We start from the raw sequence: 18711 nt of genomic DNA, 5'->3' as shown, positions 1-18711 counted from the left end.
CCGTCTGCCTCGCTTTCAGTGCAGATTTGGTTGGGCGCCCTGGCCCTTCTCGTCGATCATCGCGCCACGTTCGAACCGGTCGAGACGGAAGCGTTTCGCCTCCTCGTGTGGCGTGTCGGTCGCCAGCAGATGCGCGAAGACCAGGCCGGAAGCCGGCGTCGCCTTGAAGCCGCCATAACACCAGCCGGCGTTGAGATAGAGGCCGTCGACCGGCGTCTTGTCGATGATGGGCGTGCCGTCCATGGACATATCCATGATGCCGCCCCACTGGCGCAGCAGTCGGATGCGGCCGATCATCGGCATCAGCGCCATGCCGCCTTCGCAAACGTCTTCCATGACAGGCATGTTGCCGCGCTGGGCGTAGGAGTTGTAGCCGTCGAGATCGCCGCCGAAGACCAGGCCGCCCTTGTCGGACTGGCTGACATAGAAGTGGCCAGCGCCGAAAGTGATGACGCCCGGGATGAGCGGCTTGATTGCCTCCGACACGAAGGCCTGCAGCACATGGCTCTCGATGGGCAGCCTGAGGCCTGCCATGCCAGCAACCCGCGAGGTGCTGCCGGCAACCGCCATGCCGACCTTGCCGGCGCCGATGCGGCCGCGGGACGTTTCCACGCCAGTCACCTTGCCGTTGTGGTCGCGGACGAAGCCGGTGACCTCGCAGTTCTGGATGATGTCCACGCCGAGCAGGTCGGCGGCGCGCGCATAGCCCCAGACCACGGCGTCATGACGGGCCGTGCCGGCACGGCGCTGCAGAAGCCCGCCCTGGATGGGGAAGCGTGCGTTGTCGAAATTCAGGAACGGCATCATCTGCTGGATCTGCGCACGATCGAGCAATTCGGCATCGATGCCGTTGATGCGCATGGTGTTGCCGCGGCGCGCGAAGGCGTCGCGCTGCGCATCGGAATGATAGAGATTCACGATGCCGCGCTGGCTGACCATCGCATTGTAATTGAGATCCTGCTCCATACGCTCCCACAGCTTCATCGAAAGTTCGTAGAAGCCCGTGTTGCCGGGGAGACCGTAGTTGGAGCGGATGATGGTGGTGTTGCGGCCGGCATTGCCGGAACCGATCCACCCCTTCTCCAGCACCGCAACGTTGCGGATGCCGTATTGATGGGCGAGGTGGTAGGCGGTGGCAAGCCCATGGCCGCCGCCGCCGATAATCACCACGTCATAGTGAGACTTGGGAGGGGCGTCCCGCCAGGCACGCCCCCACCCCTTGTGACCAGAAAGCGCCGCCTTCGCGAGCGAAAAAATTGAGTACTTCATCACCGTGTTTTCCGCGAAAAGGCCTGCAATTTCCGTTTCCGAAGCAAGTTAGCAGTCGAGGGTGTTGTCGAGTTCCCACTGGGTGAGCTGGCTTGCGTAGGAGTTCCACTCCTGCGTCTTCAGCTTGATGAAGCCGCGCGTGAACTCCTCGCCCATCAGCCCCTTCAGCTCGGTGTCCTTGTCGAGTTCACGCAGGGCGTCGAGCAGGTTCAGGGGCAGCTTCGAGCCGTGCGTCACGGTGTGGCCGTCCTTGTACATGTCGATGTCGCTGCGCGGGCCGGGATCGGCCTTGGCACGGATGCCGCTGAGGCCGGCCGCGATGATGACAGCCTGCATCAGATAGGGGTTGGCCGCGCCATCAGGCAGGCGGAGCTCAAAGCGGCCCGGGCCAGGCACGCGTACCATGTGCGTGCGGTTGTTGCCGGTCCAGGTCACCGTGTTGGGAGCCCAGGTCGCCCCCGAAGTCGTACGCGGCGCGTTGATGCGCTTGTAGGAATTCACGGTCGGGTTGGTGATCGCGGTGAGCCCCGGGGCGTGCTTGATGATGCCGCCCAGGAAGTGCATGCCCTTCTCCGACAGGCCGTCCGAAGAATTGCGGTCGGCGAACATGTTCACCTGGCCGTCAAGATCCCACACCGAGATATGGGCATGGCAGCCGTTACCGGTACGCGTGGGGAACGGCTTGGGCATGAAGGTGGCGCGCAGACCGTGCTTTTCGGCAACGGTCTTCATCATGAACTTGAAGAAGGAGTACTTGTCGGCGGTCGCCAGCGTGTCGTCATAGGCCCAGTTCATTTCGAACTGCCCGTTGGCGTCCTCGTGGTCGTTCTGATACGGCTCCCAGCCGAGGTCCAGCATGGCGTCGGCGACTTCGGCGATGATGTCGTAGCGGCGCATGACCGCCTGCTGGTCGTAGCAGGGCTTGTTCGCGGTGTCATACGAGTCGGCAATCATCTTGCCGTCGGGCGTGGTCAGGAAGAATTCCGGCTCGATGCCGGTCTTGACACGAAGGCCTTCCTTAGCCGCCTCAGCGATAAGGCGCTTCAGCGTGTTGCGCGGCGCCTGCTCGACGCTTTTGCCTTCCATGACGCAGTCGGAGGCCAGCCAGGCTACTTCGGGCTTCCACGGCAGCTGGATCACCGAGCTCGGATCCGGCACCGCGAGCATGTCGGGATGGGCCGGCGTCAGGTCCATCCACGTCGCGAAGCCGGCAAAGCCGGCTCCGTCTTTCTGCATATCGGCAATGGCCCGCGCCGGAACGAGTTTGGCCCTCTGGCTGCCAAACAGGTCGGTATAGGTAACCATGAAGTACTTGACGTCCCTCGCCTTCGCGAACTCGGCGAGGTCAGTCGTTTTAGTATGGTCGAGTTTAGTCTCGAAAGCCGTTCCCATTTATGTGCTCCTCCCGGTAGTTATTGGTCAGAAAGTGTTTTTCCCCGGTACCCAGTTCGTTCCTGCAAGCGGGACGCCGGACATGGCGGCGGCCTCGATGGTCAGTGCGCACAGATCTTCGGGCTCCAGATTGTGCACATGGTTTTTGCCGCAAGCGCGAGCGATCGTCTGTGCCTCCAGCGTCATCACCTTCAGGTAGTTGGCCAGTCGCCGGCCCGCGGCGATCGGATCGACACGTTTCATCAGTTCCGGATCCTGCGTGGTAATACCTGCAGGGTCTTTTCCTTCATGCCAGTCATCGTAGGCCCCGGCGGTAGAGCCGAGCTTGCGATACTCTTCCTCCCAGCGCGGATCGTTGTCGCCGAGCGCGATGAGCGCCGCCGTACCAATCGAAACCGCGTCGGCGCCGAGCGCCAGCGCCTTGGCCACATCCGCACCGTTGCGGATGCCGCCTGACACGATCAGCTGCACCTTGCGGTGCATGCCGAGGTCCTGCAGCGCCTGTACCGCCGGCCTGATGCAGGCCAGGAGAGGCTGGCCGACATGCTCGATGAACACTTCCTGCGTGGCGGCCGTGCCGCCCTGCATGCCGTCGAGAACGACGACGTCGGCACCTGCCTTCACCGCGAGCGCGGTGTCGTAATAGGGGCGCGCACCGCCAACCTTGACGTAGATCGGCTTTTCCCAATCGGTGATCTCGCGGAGCTCAAGGATCTTGATCTCGAGATCGTCCGGGCCGGTCCAGTCCGGATGACGGCAGGCCGAGCGCTGGTCGATGCCCTTCGGCAGCGTACGCATCTCGGCGACGCGGTCGGAGATCTTCTGGCCGAGCAGCATGCCGCCGCCGCCGGGCTTGGCGCCCTGACCGACCACCACTTCGATGGCGTCGGCGCGGCGCAGATCGCGCGGGTTCATGCCATAGCGCGACGGGAGGTACTGGTAGACCAGGGTCTGGGAATGGCCGCGCTCTTCCTCGGTCATGCCGCCGTCACCGGTGGTCGTCGACGTGCCCGCAATCGTGGCGCCGCGACCCAGTGCTTCCTTGGCCGGGCCGGACAGCGAGCCGAAGCTCATGCCGGCGACGGTGATCGGGATCTTCAGTTCGATCGGCTTCTTGGCAAAGCGCGTGCCGAGCACAACCTTGGTTTCGCACTTCTCGCGATAGCCCTCGAGCGGGTAGCGAGAAATCGAAGCACCCAGGAACAGCAGATCGTCGAAATGCGGAACCTTGCGCTTGGCGCCGGAGCCGCGGATGTCGTAGATGCCCGTGGCGGCCGCACGGCGGATTTCCGACATTGCGTAATCATCAAACGTCGACGACTTGCGCGGTGTGGTCGGAGGATTGTGGTAGCTCATATCTATCTTACCTCAGTACGCGTCGGCGTTGTCGATGTTGAAATTGTAGAGCGTGCGCGCGGAACCGTAGCGCTTGAACTCTTCAGGCTTCACATCGGTCATGCCTGCACGCTCCAGGAGATCCTTGAGGATCGCGATGTGCTCGGGGCGCATCTCCTTCTCGATGCAGTCGGCACCAAGGCTCTTCACCTTGCCGCGCACGAAAAGGCGCGCTTCGTAGATGGAGTCGCCCAGCGCGTCGCCGGCATCGCCCAGAACCACGAGGTTACCCGACTGCGCCATAAAGGCGGACATATGGCCGACATTGCCGCGAACGACGATGTTGATGCCCTTCATCGAGATGCCGCAGCGCGACGAGGCGTTGCCTTCGATGACAAGCAGGCCACCGCGCCCGGTAGCTCCTGCATACTGACTGGCATCGCCCTTCACGACGATGGCGCCCGACATCATGTTTTCACCGACGCCCGGACCCGCAGAGCCGTGCACCGTGATGGTGCCCTGCTGGTTCATGCCGCCGCAGTAGTAGCCGACGCTTCCGCGAACATCGACGCTGATCGGCGCATTGACGCCAACCGCGACCGCGTGATTGCCCTTGGGATTCAGCACTTCCCACGCGGTCTCGTTCGACCCGCTATCGATCTCGTGGAGCGCCTGGTTGAGCTCCCGCAGAGGAACCTCGGCAAGATCGACAACCCTGGACGCGTAGCTCGACTCGCGCGGTGCCGTTGCAAGATTGGATGTAGGCATCGTCTCAGTGCTCCCAGAAATAGACGGTGGACGGCTCGGGCTCCCATACCTTGGCCTGTTCGATGCCCGGCAGGTTGGCCAGCGCCCGGTACTCCGAACCGAACGCCACATACTGGTCAGTTTCGGCAAGCACGGCAGGCTTGCAGGCGATCGGATCGCGCACCACACCGAAGCCGTTCTTGGTGCCCACCACGAAGGTGAAGAAGCCGTCGAGATCGTTCAGGCTCGACTCCAGCGCCTCCCCGAGAGCCATGCCACCAGCGATCTTGTGCGACAGATAGGCAGCCGCAACCTCGGTGTCGTTCTCGGTCTCGAAGGTCATGCCTTCGCGCCGCAGTTCGCGACGGACGTTGTTGTGGTTGGACAGCGAGCCGTTGTGCACCAGGCACTGGTCGGGCCCGGTCGAGAACGGATGCGCACCCATCGTGGTCACAGCCGATTCAGTCGCCATACGAGTGTGGCCGATGCCGTGCGTTCCGCTCATCTTCGAAACCTCGAAGCGTTCGGCAACCTTCTCCGGCAGACCCACTTCCTTATAGATCTCGATCGCCTCGCCCACGCCCATCACGCGTGCATTGGGGCGCAGTTCAGCAACGGCGCCGCGCACGGCGTCGAGCTTCTCGACCGGCACTTCCAGAACGGCATGAGTCGACTTCACCGCCATCTTGACGGCCGCGCCAATCTTTTTCGAGATTTCCTGATCCAACCCCGCAAAGTCGCGCTCCGGCGACGGCGACTGGATCGTGATCTTGCCCTGGTTCTTTTCCGGCGATCCGTAGATCGCGATACCCGCACTGTCAGGGCCACGATCGGTGAGCAGAACAAGCATCTCCGACAGCATGGCACCCAGTTGCGGCTCTAGCGACTTGTCCTTGAGAAACAGTCCGACAATGCCACACATCGGCTTCCACCTCCTTGGTATTTTTCTACCGTAATGGCTAGCAGCTTTGCAGGCTAAATTCAACCGTCATGAATTTTTTTTTCATCATAGAAAAGAAAGAGCATGATGCGGGACGGGGGCGCACAGGCCCCCATCGCGTGCACCCCACGCCTCCCGCAACTCTCCTTCCTCAGGCACCGATTCGATCCCCTTCGAAGGCTTCTCGACGCATAGAGTTTGCCTGCGAATAATAATTTTTGCACTACAGTATTGCACGTTTGGAATTTTGCGTCAGTATCACCGTCGATCCACTTCTCAGCGTTTTCGCCCTTCAGGTGAAACGAAGAAGAACATTTATTGAAATGGGAGGATGAAGTAGATGACGGTGTCGTGGAGATTTTCGACTTTGGCGGATCGCCATCGCGCCCTTGGTTCCAAGCTTGAAGATTGGAGCGGCATGGGCACTGCTTGGACCTATGACAAGGACGCGAACGAAGAATACATCGCGATCCGCACCAAGGCCGGGCTGATGGACGTTTCCGGACTGAAGAAGGTGCACATCAACGGTCCGCACGCCTCCCACATCATCGACCTGGCAACTACGCGCGACGTAGAGAAGATCTACCCAGGCAAATCGGCCTACGCCTGCATGCTCAACGATGCCGGCAAGTTCACCGACGACTGCATCCTCTATCGGATGGGCCCGAACTCCTGGATGGTGGTGCACGGTTCGGGCACCGGCCATGAGGAACTGACCCGCGCCGCCATGGGCCGCGATGTCTCGATCCGCTTCGACGACAATCTGCATGACCTGTCGTTGCAGGGGCCGGTGGCGGTCGACTTCCTGGCCAAGCACGTCCCCGGCATCCGCGACCTCAACTACTTCCATCACATGCAGACGCGTCTGTTCGGTTTCCCGGTGATGATCTCGCGCACCGGCTACACCGGCGAGCGCGGCTACGAGATCTTCTGCCGCGGCCAGGATGCGCCCGCCGTCTGGGACGCGATCCTCGAAGACGGCGCGGACATGGGCATCATCCCGACGCGCTTCACCACGCTCGATATGCTGCGCGTGGAAAGCTACCTGCTGTTCTACCCTTACGACAACTCGCAGAAATACCCGTTCGAGAACGAAGGCCCCGGCGACACGCTGTGGGAGCTCGGCCTCGACTTCACTGTCAGCCCCGGCAAGACCGGCTTCCGTGGTGCCGAGGAGCACTACCGGCTGAGAGGCAAGGAGCGCTTCAAGATCTTCGGCGTACTGCTGGAAGGCGAGCAGCCGGCCGACGAGGGCGCGCCCGTCTATCGCGACGGCAAGAAGGTGGGCGTGGTCACTTGCGCGATGTATTCGCCGCTGGTCAAGAAGTCGATGGGCATTGCCCGCCTCGATGTCGACTGCGCGGTGCAGGGCACGCCGCTCGAAATCCACAACCAGAACGGCAAGATCAAGGCTATCGCCCACACATTGCCCTTCGACGACCCGAAGAAGCTGAAGCGCACCGCGAAGGGTTGAAGCGGGCATGACGGCCAAGACCATACTCAGCCGGCCGGTCTACGGAACCCTGTCACCGCAGCCCGGTCGCAACCACCTCTTCGTCGCCGACGCCGAAGGCGCGGCGGCAATACTCGACATGGCGAAGACCGCTCCCGAGGGGTTTTTCGCCGATGCCCACATCATGTTCGTTCCGGATGACACCGGGACGAACTATGTCGACGCGCTGAAATCGCTGCAGCCGGCGCGTTTCTATCAAGGCCCCTCGATCGCCGCTGCCTTGCCAAGGCTGCGCCAGACACTGGCGACGGCACATATGGGCCTTCGCATTTATCTGGCCGGCACCGAAGGGCTGATCGGCCAGGCCATGCAGGCTGCAATGGAAGCCGGCTTCGACCACGCCTCGATCCAGACCGAACATCGCGGCTCCCTGGCACGCCGGGTCCAGTGCGTGCATTGCAAAGGCATCACCGAAAACGTGACCACGCAGCCGGTGACCTGCTCGCATTGCGGTCTGCTTCTGCTGGTACGGGATCATTACTCGCGTCGACTCGCAGCCTTCCAGGGCGTTTGCATCAATGCGGAGGACCCGACCGAAATCCCTCAAGCAGAGGAGATTTTCCGTTGAGCGCCGGAACAAGCAAGATCGACGTCACCGTCACCGACGTCGTCCCCGTCAACGACCTGGTCAAGCGCTTTCATTTCCAGCGAACGGACGGCCAGCTTCTGCCGACCTTCTCCGGCGGCGCCCATGTCGTCGTCGAAATGCGCGACGACGACCGCACCCGCCTGAACCCCTATTCGCTGATGAGTTCGCCGTTGGACACGCGCGACTACACGATCAGCGTCCGGCGCGACGATACCGGCCGCGGCGGCTCGCTGTTCATGCACCAGCGGGTCAAGCCTGGCATGCGCATGGTCATCAGCAGCCCGGTCAACCTGTTTTCGCTGGACCTCCGGGCCAGGAAGCATCTGATGATCGCCGGCGGCATCGGCATCACGCCCTTCATGTCGCAGACCTCGCAGCTGGCCGGCGATGCAGGCAACTTCGAGCTCCACTATACCTGCCGCACGGAAGCGCTGGCCACCTATGCCGACGTGCTGAAGGGCCGCTATGGCCGGCGTGTCCACCTCTACCGCGATGACCAGGGCGAGAAACTGCCGCTGGAACAACTCCTCGCCTCGCAGCCGCTCGGCACGCATCTCTATATCTGCGGTCCTGCCGGCATGATCGAGTGGGTGCGTCGCACGGCCGCCGAGGCGGGCTGGCCGAGCGAGACGGTGCATTTCGAACACTTCGCGGCCCCGCAGCCGGGAAAGCCCTTCGACGTGACGCTGGCAGTCAGCGGCAAGCAGATCCACGTGGGCGAGCAGCAGAGCCTGCTCGAGACGATCGAGGCTGCTGGTATCGATCCGCCCTATCTGTGCCGCGGCGGCGTCTGCGGACAATGCGAAACCAAAGTCATTTCTTATGACGGCAAGTTCCTGCACAACGACCACTGGCTCTCAGAGGAGGAGCATCAGTCCGGCTGCAAGATCATGCCATGCGTTTCGCGCTTCGAGGGCAAGTCGCTCGTTCTAGAGCGATAGCCATCACCTTGGCAGGTGAGTGCGGTCTTCAGCGCGGTACGCGCCAGACCGAAGATCGCACCCACTTTGCCGTTCCATCGGAATGACCCCGGTCTACGGTTAGGGAGGAGATCATGGGAATCAATTTCAGAAAGGAATCGTTTCGGGACGATTTCAGCTTCAGGAACAGCCCCGAGCAGATCAGGCGGTTTCCCTTCCCCTTTCACGAGGACAGCTACATGTATGCGGTCAATATCGAGCCGCATACGCCCGGCCCCAAGAACACGGTCTTCGAGCACCTGATCGACGTCGACGAGCATTATGTCTCCGAGATGGAGGACCGGGCCCTGGTTCTGGCCGAGGACCCGCTGCGCTGCCAGTCGCTGCCGCACATGACCCTGGCCGGCTGGGACCTGCTCGAACTGCTGATGACCCAGAAGGCCGAAAGCTATCCGGAGCATTTCTCGCTCACCCGCGACGGCGACAAATGGCACTGGATCAACCGGCCGCTCGGGATCGACCACCGCTTCACCTTCGGCGACGTCTCCACCCTGCCCTACGGGCCGATGGAATACATCACCCGTCAAAGCCAGGGCGATTTCAGTGTCCTCGACCAGCGCGACGGCAATCTGTGGATGGACGCCGGCATCGTGACCACCCAGGCCGACTGGTCTCTCGACTTCGACATCGGCATGAACTTCTTCGAATGGCATGCTCCGGTGCCGTTGGCGCACGAGATGGGCATCTTCCACCGTGCGCTGAAGTTCCTCACCAACGTCCAGCAGGGCCAGCCCGCGCGGCGCTTCAACTGGACGATGACGATCAACCCGCGTCTCGACACCAGCCCCGAGAATTACCACAAATGGGGTGTGGACCGGACGACGGTGACGCCGGAAAACGTCGGCCAGAAGGTGCATCTGCGCGTCGAGTTGCAGACCTTCTGGCGGCTACCGCGCTCCAACGCGCTGGTGTTCCCGATCCGCTGCTACCTGATCAAGATGGACGAGCTCGTGACCTCGCGGAAGTGGGCGCGGCGCTTCCATCGCGTGCTGCGCGACCTGCCGAACGAGCTGGCCGAATACAAGGGCCTGACGCGCTACCGCGAAACCGTCGTCGAATGGCTCTCGCAATACGACGACGGCGCGCCGACCTCGTCCGGCTTCGGACCCGACTGAGCCTAAGCTCAGTCGTTGCCGCCGCCCTGCGGGTAGGAGATGATCGAAAGGTAGCGTATCGGCCGCGTGGTCAGCTGTTCCGGGCCGTGCGGGGCATCGGCATCGAAGAACAGGCTGTCGCCAGGCAGCATCGTGTAGAGGTTGTTGCCGTGGCGGTACACGACCTCGCCTTCCAGCATGTAGAGGAACTCCATGCCATCGTGCTGGAAGGTCGGGAACACGTCGGAGTCCTCACTGAGCGTGATGAGATAGGGCTCCACGGTCACGCCGCTCGTGTTCGATCCGATATGGCCGAGCAGCGTGTACTGATGGCCGGCGCGCGTGCCGCGCCGCTCGACGTCGACGCCCTCGCCCGCCTTGACGAAGACCGCATTGCGCTCTTCCTCGAACCGCCGCAGGAAAGCCGTCAGCGGCACGCCGAGCGCCCGTGACAGCGATTGCAGCGTCGTCAGCGACGGCGACGTATTGCCGTTCTCGATCTTGGACAGCATGCCCAGCGAGATGTTGGTGGCCGCCGCCAGGTCGGCGACGGTAATGCCAAGCTTCTTGCGGAAGGCGCGAACCTCGCGCCCGATTGCGACTTCCAGCACGTTCTCGCGCAAGTCGCGGACGGCATGCGGATTCTGCTTCAGCACGTTGGCGGCGGCACCCAGATCTTTCGCTGATGCCGTCGCCTTTTCCTCTTTACCAATTACAGACTTGCGCGGCAGTGCCGCCTGTGTCGATGCTTTTGCCAAATCGCTCACCCTGCAGCCACTGATTTTCACTGATGGTAAATTTTTTTTTATTTTCAGTACGCGCTAATGGGAGAAAATTCAAGCTTTCTCGCGCAAAGGGTCCCGCTTCCCGAGTTTTGTCGATGAAAGCCGGCTAGAAACCCGCTCGGTGTGCTGTTCGCGACGTGACGAGCCAGGACTCAGGCGCTGTACCTGCGTGGGAAGGTCGAGATCGCCAGGGAAGCCGCACGCACGCCCCGTTCGAGCGCGGCCTGAAGTTCCTCGCCATGACTCAGGCCGGCCAGGAAGGCGGCGTTGAAGGTGTCGCCCGCGCCAACAGTGTCGATGACGGTGACCGGGGCTGCCTTGGCCGAAACCGTCACGTCGTCGCGCACGGCGGCGGCGCCGTCCGGCCCCTTCTTGATGACCAGTGTCTGGCCGGTGCCGAAGCGTGCGGAAAGCGCGGCAGTCGCCGCATCGAGGTCATCGCTCTCGCCCAGGCCTTTCACCTCCTCGGCGTTGAGCAGCGCGTAGTCGACCAGCGTGAGCCACTCGAAGGAACGCTTCTTGTTGGCCTCGGTCCAGCCCTCGGGCGGCCAGCCCGGATCGATCGCCGTCTGCCAGCCCTGCTGCTTCAGAAGACGCAGGAGTTTACTCGTCCCCTCGATCAGCGACGGCATGAGGAAGCCGCCGGAAACGCAGGCGAAGCTAGTCACCGTCGGCGCGGCTGGGACATGGGGGAGCAGGTCGTCCAGTTGCGCATGATGCAGATGGCCCGGCGCGGTGAAGAAGACGCGGTCGCCGCCCTTGTGGACAATGCCGACGCTGATCGTAGTATCCGAGTCGTCGATCACCCAGGTCGAGTTGGCCTGGTCAAAGCCGCCGGCTAGCCATGTCCCCATCGTGTCGTTGCCGACGCTCGCCAACAGGCGATGCGCGATGCCCATGCCACTCAGCGCCAGAGCCGTGTTGCCAGCCGAACCGCCCGGCCGCATCTCGCTGCGCGGCACCACGATCTCGGTGCCAACCGCAGGCCAGCCATCGACCTCACCCATGACGAGGTCGACATTGACGTTTCCGAGGATGAGGAGCGGCGGTATGGGCATGGCTACTTAGCTGATGTGGCGTGCGACGACCGGCACGTAGTTTTCGAGTTCGGGTGCAGGGAAGTGCACCGTCTCGCCTATTTCAGCCGATCGGTAAAGGCCCATCATGATTTCCACCACCGCAAGCCCGTCCTCGAAGGTCTCGAGCGGCGTCTCGCCCTTGCGGAAGCACTCGGTCATGTGGCGGTTCTCGTCGGTGTAGCCGTAGACGCCTGCCTCGTCCTCCAGCACCGGCATCAGGCCTTGTTCGGCGTTTTGCTTTTCGACGAGGTCTTCGCCCTCGGAGCCAGTAACTGCGCGCGACATGAAGATCTTCAGGCCGGTGTTGAGCGAGTTGAATTCCATCGCATATTCGGGCCCGAGCAGTTCGAGCTGGATGCGGAGGCCCGCGCCCACATAGGCCCACGAAGTGGTCGCCTCAATCATCAGATCGTTGCCCTGCTCATCCTCGAGCGACACGGTGGCACGTGCAAAATCTTCCGAAGGATGATTGCGGTAGTCCACGCCGCTGCCATAGCGCTGCTTGAGCAGGTCGGCGTAGTGCGGGCGCGTCCACTTGAGATTAGCGACCGTTCCGTTGACCGACTTGACCTTGAGCGACTTGCGCGGCGCGCCCGGCTCGGTCAGCAGGTGGCGCGCCACTTCCACCGAGTGGCACATCATGTCGGACAGCACGCCGCCGCCTTGCTTGTCGCCCTGCCAGAACCAGGCCTCGTGCGGACCGGAATGTTCTTCCGCCGCGCGCGCAAGATAGGGCCTGCCGGTGGTGGAGGCGGCACGGCGCCAGACGATCTCCTTGCCGCGCAGCACCGGCGTGCAGAACACCTGGTTTTCCAGATAGCCGTGGTTGAGCTTGGCATCGGTTGCAAGGCGCAGCATTTCGCGCGCCTCGGCAACGGTGCGGGCCAGCGGCTTTTCGCAGGCGACCGCAAAGACCTTGCTGCGGCCGGCCGTCACTTCGGCATGCAGCGTGCGCATGACATCGAGGCGCGTGTAGTTGGGGGAGAGTATCCAGATGGCGTCGATATTCTCGTCTCGCAGCAGGCTTTCCAGGCTGTCATGGCTCTTGCAGGAGCCGAGGCCAAGTTCGGAAACCAGAGCCGAGAAATGCGCGCGGTTTTCCGGCTTGCGGCTATAGACGCCGACAACGTCGATGTTGCGCACACCGACCATCGACTTCAGGTGGAACTGGGCGATGAAGCCGGTGCCCACAAAGCCTACGCGCAGCCTGTCTTTCGGCAGATTGGTCATGGATGCCTTCCTTTCAATTGTCGGATGTCTTGGCCGGGCCGGTCGACCCGCGGATTTTCAGCGTCGTCGGCATCTCGACCAGCGCTTCGACGCTGTCGTCGCCGTTCATCACCCTGAGTAGTTGCTTCATCGCCTGCTTGCCGATATCGGCGCGCGGCTGGCTGACGGTAGTCAGCGGCGGATAGAAGCATTCGCTGAGGAACAGGTCGTCGAAGCCGACGACCGAAACATCTCCCGGCACGTCGAGGCCGAGCTTCCTGAGCTCGTTGATGGCGCCGAAGGCCATCTCGTCATTGGCGACGAACAGCGCTGTCGGCTTGTCAGGCCGAGAAAACAGCTGCCGGCAAAGCGCGGCACCGGAGGGGATGGTGTAGTCGCCGATCGGCTCATAGCCTTCGGGCACCGCAAGCCCGGCCTCGGCCATCGCCTTGCGATAGCCCTCTCGGCGCAGCACGCTCATCACCTCGGGAACCGGGCCGCAGATATGGGCGATGCGCCGGTGGCCGAGCGACAAAAGGTGCTTCACCGCCCCGTAGGCGGACGCGGCGTTGTCGATCTGCACATGCGGCAGCGGGCAGCCTTCGATGATTTCCAGCGCCACCACGATCGGCAGCCGTGCCAGTTGCTCGGCGTCGCGGGCATGGCTTGAAGGCAGCCTGCCGTTCATCAGGACCATGCCGTCGGCATGGCCATCGCGCAGCATGTCGAAATATTCAAGCTCGCGATCGGGATGGTTTTCCGTGTTGCCCATCAGCACGGAATAGCCAGCCTCGCGCGCGGTCGCCTCCACGCCCTTGAATATCTCGAGATAAAAGGGGTTGCTGACGTCCCGCACGACCAACAGCACCGCCATCGACTTTTGCGTGCGCAAGTTTCGGGCCCGGACATTGGGCCGGTAGTCTAGCGACTGCGCCGCCTCGCGGATGCGCGACAATGTCGGCTCGGCGACAAGGCCGGAATCCGACAGGGCGCGCGACACCGTCGCCGGCGAGACGCCGGCGCGCAGCGCGATGTCCTTGATCTTGGCTCGCCTGTCCACGTCAGCCCCGCATGGCCCGGCCGCGGCCGTAGAACAACATCAGCAGCAACAGCGTCGCACCGAACACCATCTGGCGGCCAGACTCGTCGATATGGACGGTGGTGAGGATGCTCTGCAGGATGACCAGCAGCACCGCACCCGCCATGGTGCCGGTGTAGCCGCCCTTGCCGCCTGCCAAAGGCGTGCCGCCCAGCACCACGGCGATGATGGAAGGAAGCATGTATTGCTCGCCGACATTGGAGAAGGACGAGCCGGAATAGCCGAGCAGGCAGACGCCGGCGAGCGCCGCAAAGGCTCCCGACAGCACGAACAACCCGACACGGATGGTTTTCACCGGCACGCCGGCCATGAAAGCAGCCTGCTCATTGGAACCTATGGCATAGATGCGATAGCCGAAAACGGTGCGCTTGAGCAGGAACGCCATGAAGAGGCCGATGGCGATCCACAACCAGATGATACCCGGGAGGCCGAAGATGAAAGGCTGCGTGACGAACTGCGACAGAGCGGGCGCCGCGCGGCCGGACGGAATGCCGTTGCGGATGACGACGAGCAGCCCCTGCAGCACGCCCAGCATGCCGAGCGTCATCACCAGAGGCGGAATGCGCAGCAGCGTGATGCCCAGCCCGTTGAAGAGGCCAAAGAGCGCGCCGACGCTGACCGCGACCAGAATCGCCGGCAAAATGCCGCTGTCGGCTCCGTTCATGACATTGCCGGCCAGGATGGCGGCCAGCGAGACGATGCCGCCGACCGAAAGATCGATGCCTTCACGCCCGCCAATGATGACGAGGTTCTGGCCCGCGGCGACGATACCCATGACGGATGCAACGACCAGCAGCCGCAGGATCTGTTCGGCCGAGGCAAAACCCGGCGACAGCGCCTCGCCGAGCGCCAAGAGCGCCATGATCAGGATCAGCGCGACGACCAGCGGGCGCTTCAGGAACTCAATCGCCTTCGAAGGAGCGGCGGTAACGGAGACTGCCGTCTCGGTGCTCATGCGCGCGCTCCCCGGCTGACTAGGATGCCGGCCATCAGCGCAACCAGGATGGCGAGGCCCTGCACGAGGTTCTGCCATTCAGACGGCGTGCCGACGAAGAAGACCAGCGAGTTGATGAGGCCGATGATCAACGCGCCGATCAGCGAGCCCGTAACCGTCCCTGCCCCACCTGAAAGAGCCGAGCCGCCGAGCACCACGGCCGCGACGCTGTAGAGCGTCATCTTGCCGCCGACCAGCGGATCGCCGCTTGCAGTGTCACCGGTGATGCAGAGTGCCGCGAGCGCCGAGAACAGTCCGCACAGCACATAGCCCTTGATACGGATCAGCGTGACCGGCAGACCGGTCTGGAAGGCGGCCATGGCGTCGTCGCCGACGGCCAGCATCTGAGTGGTCAATCTCATGCGCGCCAGCACGCCGAGCACGATGGCGACTGCCGCCACCACGTAGAACACGAAAGGGATGCCGAAATAAGTGCCGCCATAGGTCATCCAATAAGCCTCCGGCGCCGGCGTGCCCGCCACCGGCAGGACGTAGAGAGCGAGACCGGTGAAGAAGATGCTGGTCGCGAAAGTGGCGACGATGGCCTGCAATCTCAGCCCTGCAATCATGATGCCGTTGGCGACGCCGCAGGCAAGGCCCGTCAGGATGCCGACCAGGCAGGCGGCGATGACCGTCAGCCCGCCGCCGCCCCACTTCTCCATCAGCACGATGATGACGACATTGACCAACGACACGATGCTACCGACCGACAGGTCGATATCGCCGGAAAAGACTACATAGGTCTGCGCCACCGCCAGCAGCATCAGCGCCAGATAGGTGCTGAAGAGGCCAGTGATGGAGCCGAAGCTCAGGCTACGCGGCTGGAAGAATCCGTTGAGCGCAACCAATGCAATGAGAATGATCAGCGCCGGCACGAAGGGAAAGCGTTGCAACACGCTTTTCAGCGGGCTGGCATTCGCTGCGGGAGAAGTGAGGGTCTGTTGCATCAGGCGGCCTCGTAGGCGGCGTGATAGAGATTGTAGCGCGTTCGGTCCGCGCCGGTGAGTTCGCGTGTGACCGACCCGCTGTTGAAGACCAGGATGCGGTCGGCATTGTTGAGCAGTTCGGCGTCCTCGGACGAATAGAGCACGATACCCATGCCATTCTCCGCCAGCTTGCGGATCAGCGCGAAAAGATCGGTCTTGGCCGCAAGGTCAATGCCCTTGGTCGGATCGTCGAGCAGCAGCACGTCCGGCCTATCGATCAGCCAGCGTGCGATGACGACTTTCTGCTGGTTGCCGCCGGAGAGAGAATTAATCGGCTGCTCCAGCCCCTGGAATTTTGTCTTCAACGCCGGCAACGGCTGCATGGCCCGCTCGCGCAGCGAACTTGGGCGCACCAGCGCGAGACGGTTGCGCAGGAAATGAATCGGCGTGACGTTTTCGAGGATCGGCCGCCCCTGCAGGATGCCGTCGCGGCTGCGGTCGCCCGAGACGTAAGCACAGCCATGCGCAATGGCTTCGCGCGGCGACTTCATCGCGATCTGCTTGCCGTTCAGGGCGATCGTGCCCGCATGATGCGCGAGAGCGCCGAAGATCGAGCGCATGACCGCCGACTGCCCCTGCCCGTGCAACCCGCCAAAGCCGAGGATTTCGCCCCTGGCCACCTCGAAGCTGACATTGCGGAAGCCGGAGCCGCTCAGGCCCGCCACCGAAAGCACGGCCGACGGCTGCGCTTGATGAGCAGGCGGCGCCACCGCAGGCGTTGCCGGGTCGTCACGCTCACCCACCATCTGGCGGATGACGGAGGCCTGGTCGGTCTCGGAAATCTTTGACGTGCCGACGGTTTCGCCGTCACGGATCACGGTCACGCGGTCACCAATGGTAAAAATCTCGTCCATGCGGTGCGAGATGAAAACGATGGCGCGGCCTTCCGCCTTTAGCCGACGCAATATCTCAAAGAAGCGGTCGACCTGCGCCCGGTCGAGCGCCGAAGTTGGCTCGTCGAAAATGAGGATCGGCGCCTCGCTCGCCAGCGCCTTCATGATCTCGACCAGTTGCCGCTGGTCAGCGCGCAGCGTGTGCACCGGCGCGTCGGCCGAAAACCCATCGCCGGCGACGTCGGCAAAGGCTTCTATGAAACGTGCTGCCTTCGCCTCCAGCGCGGCGCGGTCGACGAACACGCTGCCCTTCGTTGGCAAAGCCGGCAGGCAGATGTTCTCGGCCACGGTGCGCCGAGCCGCGAGCGAAAGCTCCTGATAAAAGATGCCGATGCCCAGCGCGCGCGCCGCCTGCGGGCCGACAATGGTGACTGGGCTGCCGTTAAGCAGCACCTCGCCGGCATCCGGCTTCACGCTGCCGGCGACGATCTTGCACAGCGTGCTCTTGCCCGACCCGTTCGAGCCGATCAGCACATGAACTTCGCCGGGAAGCAGACGAAGGTCGCCACGGCGCAAGGCGAGCGTCGCGCCATATGCCTTGCGCGCGCCGCGTATCAGCAGCTCGGACATTTCTTCGATTCCTATCGAGAGGTTTCAAGCCGGTGCAGCATGACCCCGTCTCTGCGAATTGACCATGGCGTCGATACGCCCGGCCCGCCCTGTCCCACAGGCACATCGGCCTTGCGGTCGCGAGAGCGCGTTCCGGGGCACAAGGAACGCGCTCTCGCAGGGAGGAATTACTTGAACAGCTTCTCGGCGTCTTCGATGGAAAGCTGGCTGGTGTAGGAGTAGTAGCCCGGCTTGCCGTCGACAGCCTTGACCGCCTCATCGAGGTTCTTGTTGTCGATGAAGGGGATCGGCAGATACATCGCATTGCCGTACTGGCCGGCCGTCGCCGGCTCCTTCAGCTCCTTGCCCTGCAGCATCAGCACAGCGACGTTGAGGGCGCTGGCCATGACGCCGGGCGGGTTCACCGAAGCGCCGGAGTTCAGGCTGTCAGCCTTCCAGATGTCGATGAAGTCCTTGCGGATCTCACCGGTGGCGGCGATCGACGACTGCTTGCCGGCATCGATGATCGACTTCCAGGCTCCGGCGGCCATGCCGTCCTGGACCCAGACGCCGCTGATGTCCGGATAGGTGGCGAGCAGGTTCTGCATGGCCTGCTGGCCCTGCGCCTGATCCCAGTTGGCATTCACTTCGTTGACCAGCTTGATATCCGGATAGTTGGCGAACACTTCCTTGTAGCCGGCTACGCGCATTTCGTTGGCCGGGTGGCCGGCCACGCCGTTGATGGCGACCACATTGCCCTTGCCGCCCAACGTCTCGGCCAGCCACTTGGCGCCAGCCGCACCCCAGGCCTTCTGGTCGATACCGACATAGACCGCATCCTTGGACGACACCTCGGCGTCGGTGGAGATAACGAGAATGCCCTGCTGTTTGGCCTGCTTGAAGATCGGATCGAAGGCCGTCGGGCTGTTCGGGTTGATGATGATGGCGTTGACGCCCTGGCTCATGAAGTTGCGCACATGGGCAATCTGGCCCGGCACGTCGACATTCGCGCTCTGAACAACGACCTCGACGTTCACGCCCTTGGCCTTCCAGGCTTCGGCAGCGGCCTTGGCCTCGTCGATCATCTGGGTGCGCCATTCGCTGCCCACCCAGCCATTGCTCAAGCCGATCTTGAAATCCTCCGCATGCGTCGAAAACACCGAGACTGCCATTGCGCCAACGGTCGTCAAGGCAAGCGTCGTAAGCTTTTTCATGAATTCCTCCCGTCCAACTGAACCAAGGGGATATTATCCGGAAT

At 62.8% G+C, this 18711-nt stretch carries 17 protein-coding genes; 4 read left to right on the top strand and 13 right to left on the bottom strand.

Annotated elements, in window-relative coordinates; all coding sequences use genetic code 11:
• Nucleotides 1-15 precede the first annotated feature (15 nt).
• From ABLE85_RS11545 to ABLE85_RS11525, 5 genes are read right to left on the bottom strand one after another with little or no spacing between them, the layout of a single operon-like run.
• Nucleotides 16-1269 carry a sarcosine oxidase subunit beta family protein gene (locus ABLE85_RS11545; protein ID WP_348792865.1) on the bottom strand — a complete coding sequence of 418 codons (1254 nt, stop codon included), beginning with the start codon at nucleotides 1267-1269 and terminating at the stop codon, nucleotides 16-18.
• A 48-nt stretch (nucleotides 1270-1317) separates the two neighbouring features.
• Complete coding sequence (gene glnT / locus ABLE85_RS11540) at nucleotides 1318-2661, bottom strand: type III glutamate--ammonia ligase (RefSeq protein WP_348792864.1); 1344 nt, start codon at nucleotides 2659-2661, stop codon at nucleotides 1318-1320.
• Between the two features lie 27 nt (nucleotides 2662-2688).
• Nucleotides 2689-4017 (bottom strand): FMN-binding glutamate synthase family protein, encoded by a 1329-nt coding sequence (locus ABLE85_RS11535; protein ID WP_348792863.1) that lies wholly within the window; start codon nucleotides 4015-4017, stop codon nucleotides 2689-2691.
• A 12-nt stretch (nucleotides 4018-4029) separates the two neighbouring features.
• Nucleotides 4030-4764: a GXGXG domain-containing protein gene (locus tag ABLE85_RS11530; RefSeq protein WP_348792862.1), complete on the bottom strand. Its 735-nt coding sequence runs from the start codon at nucleotides 4762-4764 to the stop codon at nucleotides 4030-4032.
• Between the two features lie 4 nt (nucleotides 4765-4768).
• Nucleotides 4769-5665 carry a glutamine amidotransferase family protein gene (locus ABLE85_RS11525; RefSeq protein WP_348792861.1) on the bottom strand — a complete coding sequence of 299 codons (897 nt, stop codon included), beginning with the start codon at nucleotides 5663-5665 and terminating at the stop codon, nucleotides 4769-4771.
• A 358-nt stretch (nucleotides 5666-6023) separates the two neighbouring features.
• Between ABLE85_RS11525 and ABLE85_RS11520 the strand changes: the two genes are divergently transcribed.
• The 4 genes from ABLE85_RS11520 (at nucleotide 6024) to ABLE85_RS11505 (ending at nucleotide 9880) form a co-directional block, all read left to right on the top strand.
• Nucleotides 6024-7157: an aminomethyltransferase family protein gene (locus ABLE85_RS11520; RefSeq protein ID WP_348792860.1), complete on the top strand. Its 1134-nt coding sequence runs from the start codon at nucleotides 6024-6026 to the stop codon at nucleotides 7155-7157.
• 7 nt (nucleotides 7158-7164) lie between these two features.
• Nucleotides 7165-7764, top strand: coding sequence for a dimethylamine monooxygenase subunit DmmA family protein (locus tag ABLE85_RS11515; RefSeq protein ID WP_348792859.1), 600 nt, complete (start codon nucleotides 7165-7167; stop codon nucleotides 7762-7764).
• Entirely contained in the window at nucleotides 7761-8726 is a 966-nt protein-coding gene (locus tag ABLE85_RS11510; protein ID WP_348792858.1) for a PDR/VanB family oxidoreductase, read from the top strand. Before ABLE85_RS11515 ends, ABLE85_RS11510 begins: the two co-directional genes overlap by 4 nt.
• Before the next feature lie 113 nt (nucleotides 8727-8839).
• Nucleotides 8840-9880 (top strand): DUF3445 domain-containing protein, encoded by a 1041-nt coding sequence (locus tag ABLE85_RS11505; protein WP_348792857.1) that lies wholly within the window; start codon nucleotides 8840-8842, stop codon nucleotides 9878-9880.
• A gap of 8 nt (nucleotides 9881-9888) precedes the next feature.
• Here ABLE85_RS11505 and ABLE85_RS11500 read toward each other — a convergent pair whose 3' ends face one another.
• The 8 genes from ABLE85_RS11500 to ABLE85_RS11465 all read right to left on the bottom strand — a co-directional run bounded on the left by ABLE85_RS11500 (nucleotide 9889) and on the right by ABLE85_RS11465 (nucleotide 18667).
• Nucleotides 9889-10533 carry an XRE family transcriptional regulator gene (locus tag ABLE85_RS11500; RefSeq protein WP_348792904.1) on the bottom strand — a complete coding sequence of 215 codons (645 nt, stop codon included), beginning with the start codon at nucleotides 10531-10533 and terminating at the stop codon, nucleotides 9889-9891.
• A 263-nt stretch (nucleotides 10534-10796) separates the two neighbouring features.
• Nucleotides 10797-11702 carry a carbohydrate kinase family protein gene (locus ABLE85_RS11495; protein WP_348792856.1) on the bottom strand — a complete coding sequence of 302 codons (906 nt, stop codon included), beginning with the start codon at nucleotides 11700-11702 and terminating at the stop codon, nucleotides 10797-10799.
• A 6-nt stretch (nucleotides 11703-11708) separates the two neighbouring features.
• Nucleotides 11709-12953, bottom strand: a complete 1245-nt coding sequence (locus ABLE85_RS11490) for a Gfo/Idh/MocA family oxidoreductase (protein WP_348792855.1) — start codon at nucleotides 12951-12953, stop codon at nucleotides 11709-11711.
• A gap of 13 nt (nucleotides 12954-12966) precedes the next feature.
• The gene (locus ABLE85_RS11485) at nucleotides 12967-13992 is read right to left on the bottom strand and encodes a LacI family DNA-binding transcriptional regulator (protein WP_348792854.1); all 1026 of its coding nucleotides are present in this window, start codon (nucleotides 13990-13992) and stop codon (nucleotides 12967-12969) included.
• A 1-nt stretch (nucleotide 13993) separates the two neighbouring features.
• A complete protein-coding gene (locus ABLE85_RS11480) occupies nucleotides 13994-14986 on the bottom strand; it encodes an ABC transporter permease (protein ID WP_348792853.1) in 993 nt (330 codons plus the stop codon).
• Nucleotides 14983-15972 carry an ABC transporter permease gene (locus tag ABLE85_RS11475; RefSeq protein ID WP_348792852.1) on the bottom strand — a complete coding sequence of 330 codons (990 nt, stop codon included), beginning with the start codon at nucleotides 15970-15972 and terminating at the stop codon, nucleotides 14983-14985. The genes ABLE85_RS11480 and ABLE85_RS11475 overlap by 4 nt, the downstream gene beginning before the upstream one ends.
• A complete protein-coding gene (locus ABLE85_RS11470; protein ID WP_348792851.1) occupies nucleotides 15972-17474 on the bottom strand; it encodes a sugar ABC transporter ATP-binding protein in 1503 nt (500 codons plus the stop codon). The genes ABLE85_RS11475 and ABLE85_RS11470 overlap by 1 nt, the downstream gene beginning before the upstream one ends.
• Before the next feature lie 167 nt (nucleotides 17475-17641).
• Nucleotides 17642-18667, bottom strand: a complete 1026-nt coding sequence (locus tag ABLE85_RS11465) for an ABC transporter substrate-binding protein (protein ID WP_348792850.1) — start codon at nucleotides 18665-18667, stop codon at nucleotides 17642-17644.
• Between the last annotated feature and the right edge of the window lie 44 nt (nucleotides 18668-18711).

The sequence above is a fragment of the Mesorhizobium sp. KR1-2 genome, assembly GCF_040045035.1.
In the GTDB taxonomy this organism is placed as follows: Bacteria; Pseudomonadota; Alphaproteobacteria; order Rhizobiales; family Rhizobiaceae; genus Pseudaminobacter.
This window is presented reverse-complemented; position numbering and strand designations above follow the sequence as displayed.

Excerpts from the sequence above, each read along its gene's own strand:
- ABLE85_RS11490 (WP_348792855.1), bottom strand. The coding sequence starts at position 12,953 with ATGACCAATCTGCCGAAAGACAGGCTGCGCGTAGGCTTTGTGGGCACC.
- ABLE85_RS11475 (WP_348792852.1), bottom strand. The coding sequence starts at position 15,972 with ATGCAACAGACCCTCACTTCTCCCGCAGCGAATGCCAGCCCGCTGAAA.
- ABLE85_RS11535 (WP_348792863.1), bottom strand. The coding sequence starts at position 4,017 with ATGAGCTACCACAATCCTCCGACCACACCGCGCAAGTCGTCGACGTTT.
- ABLE85_RS11525 (WP_348792861.1), bottom strand. The coding sequence starts at position 5,665 with ATGTGTGGCATTGTCGGACTGTTTCTCAAGGACAAGTCGCTAGAGCCG.
- glnT (WP_348792864.1), bottom strand. The coding sequence starts at position 2,661 with ATGGGAACGGCTTTCGAGACTAAACTCGACCATACTAAAACGACTGAC.
- ABLE85_RS11495 (WP_348792856.1), bottom strand. The coding sequence starts at position 11,702 with ATGCCCATACCGCCGCTCCTCATCCTCGGAAACGTCAATGTCGACCTC.
- ABLE85_RS11515 (WP_348792859.1), top strand. The coding sequence starts at position 7,165 with ATGACGGCCAAGACCATACTCAGCCGGCCGGTCTACGGAACCCTGTCA.
- ABLE85_RS11465 (WP_348792850.1), bottom strand. The coding sequence starts at position 18,667 with ATGAAAAAGCTTACGACGCTTGCCTTGACGACCGTTGGCGCAATGGCA.
- ABLE85_RS11480 (WP_348792853.1), bottom strand. The coding sequence starts at position 14,986 with ATGAGCACCGAGACGGCAGTCTCCGTTACCGCCGCTCCTTCGAAGGCG.
- ABLE85_RS11470 (WP_348792851.1), bottom strand. The coding sequence starts at position 17,474 with ATGTCCGAGCTGCTGATACGCGGCGCGCGCAAGGCATATGGCGCGACG.
- ABLE85_RS11545 (WP_348792865.1), bottom strand. The coding sequence starts at position 1,269 with ATGAAGTACTCAATTTTTTCGCTCGCGAAGGCGGCGCTTTCTGGTCAC.
- ABLE85_RS11520 (WP_348792860.1), top strand. The coding sequence starts at position 6,024 with ATGACGGTGTCGTGGAGATTTTCGACTTTGGCGGATCGCCATCGCGCC.
- ABLE85_RS11530 (WP_348792862.1), bottom strand. The coding sequence starts at position 4,764 with ATGCCTACATCCAATCTTGCAACGGCACCGCGCGAGTCGAGCTACGCG.
- ABLE85_RS11505 (WP_348792857.1), top strand. The coding sequence starts at position 8,840 with ATGGGAATCAATTTCAGAAAGGAATCGTTTCGGGACGATTTCAGCTTC.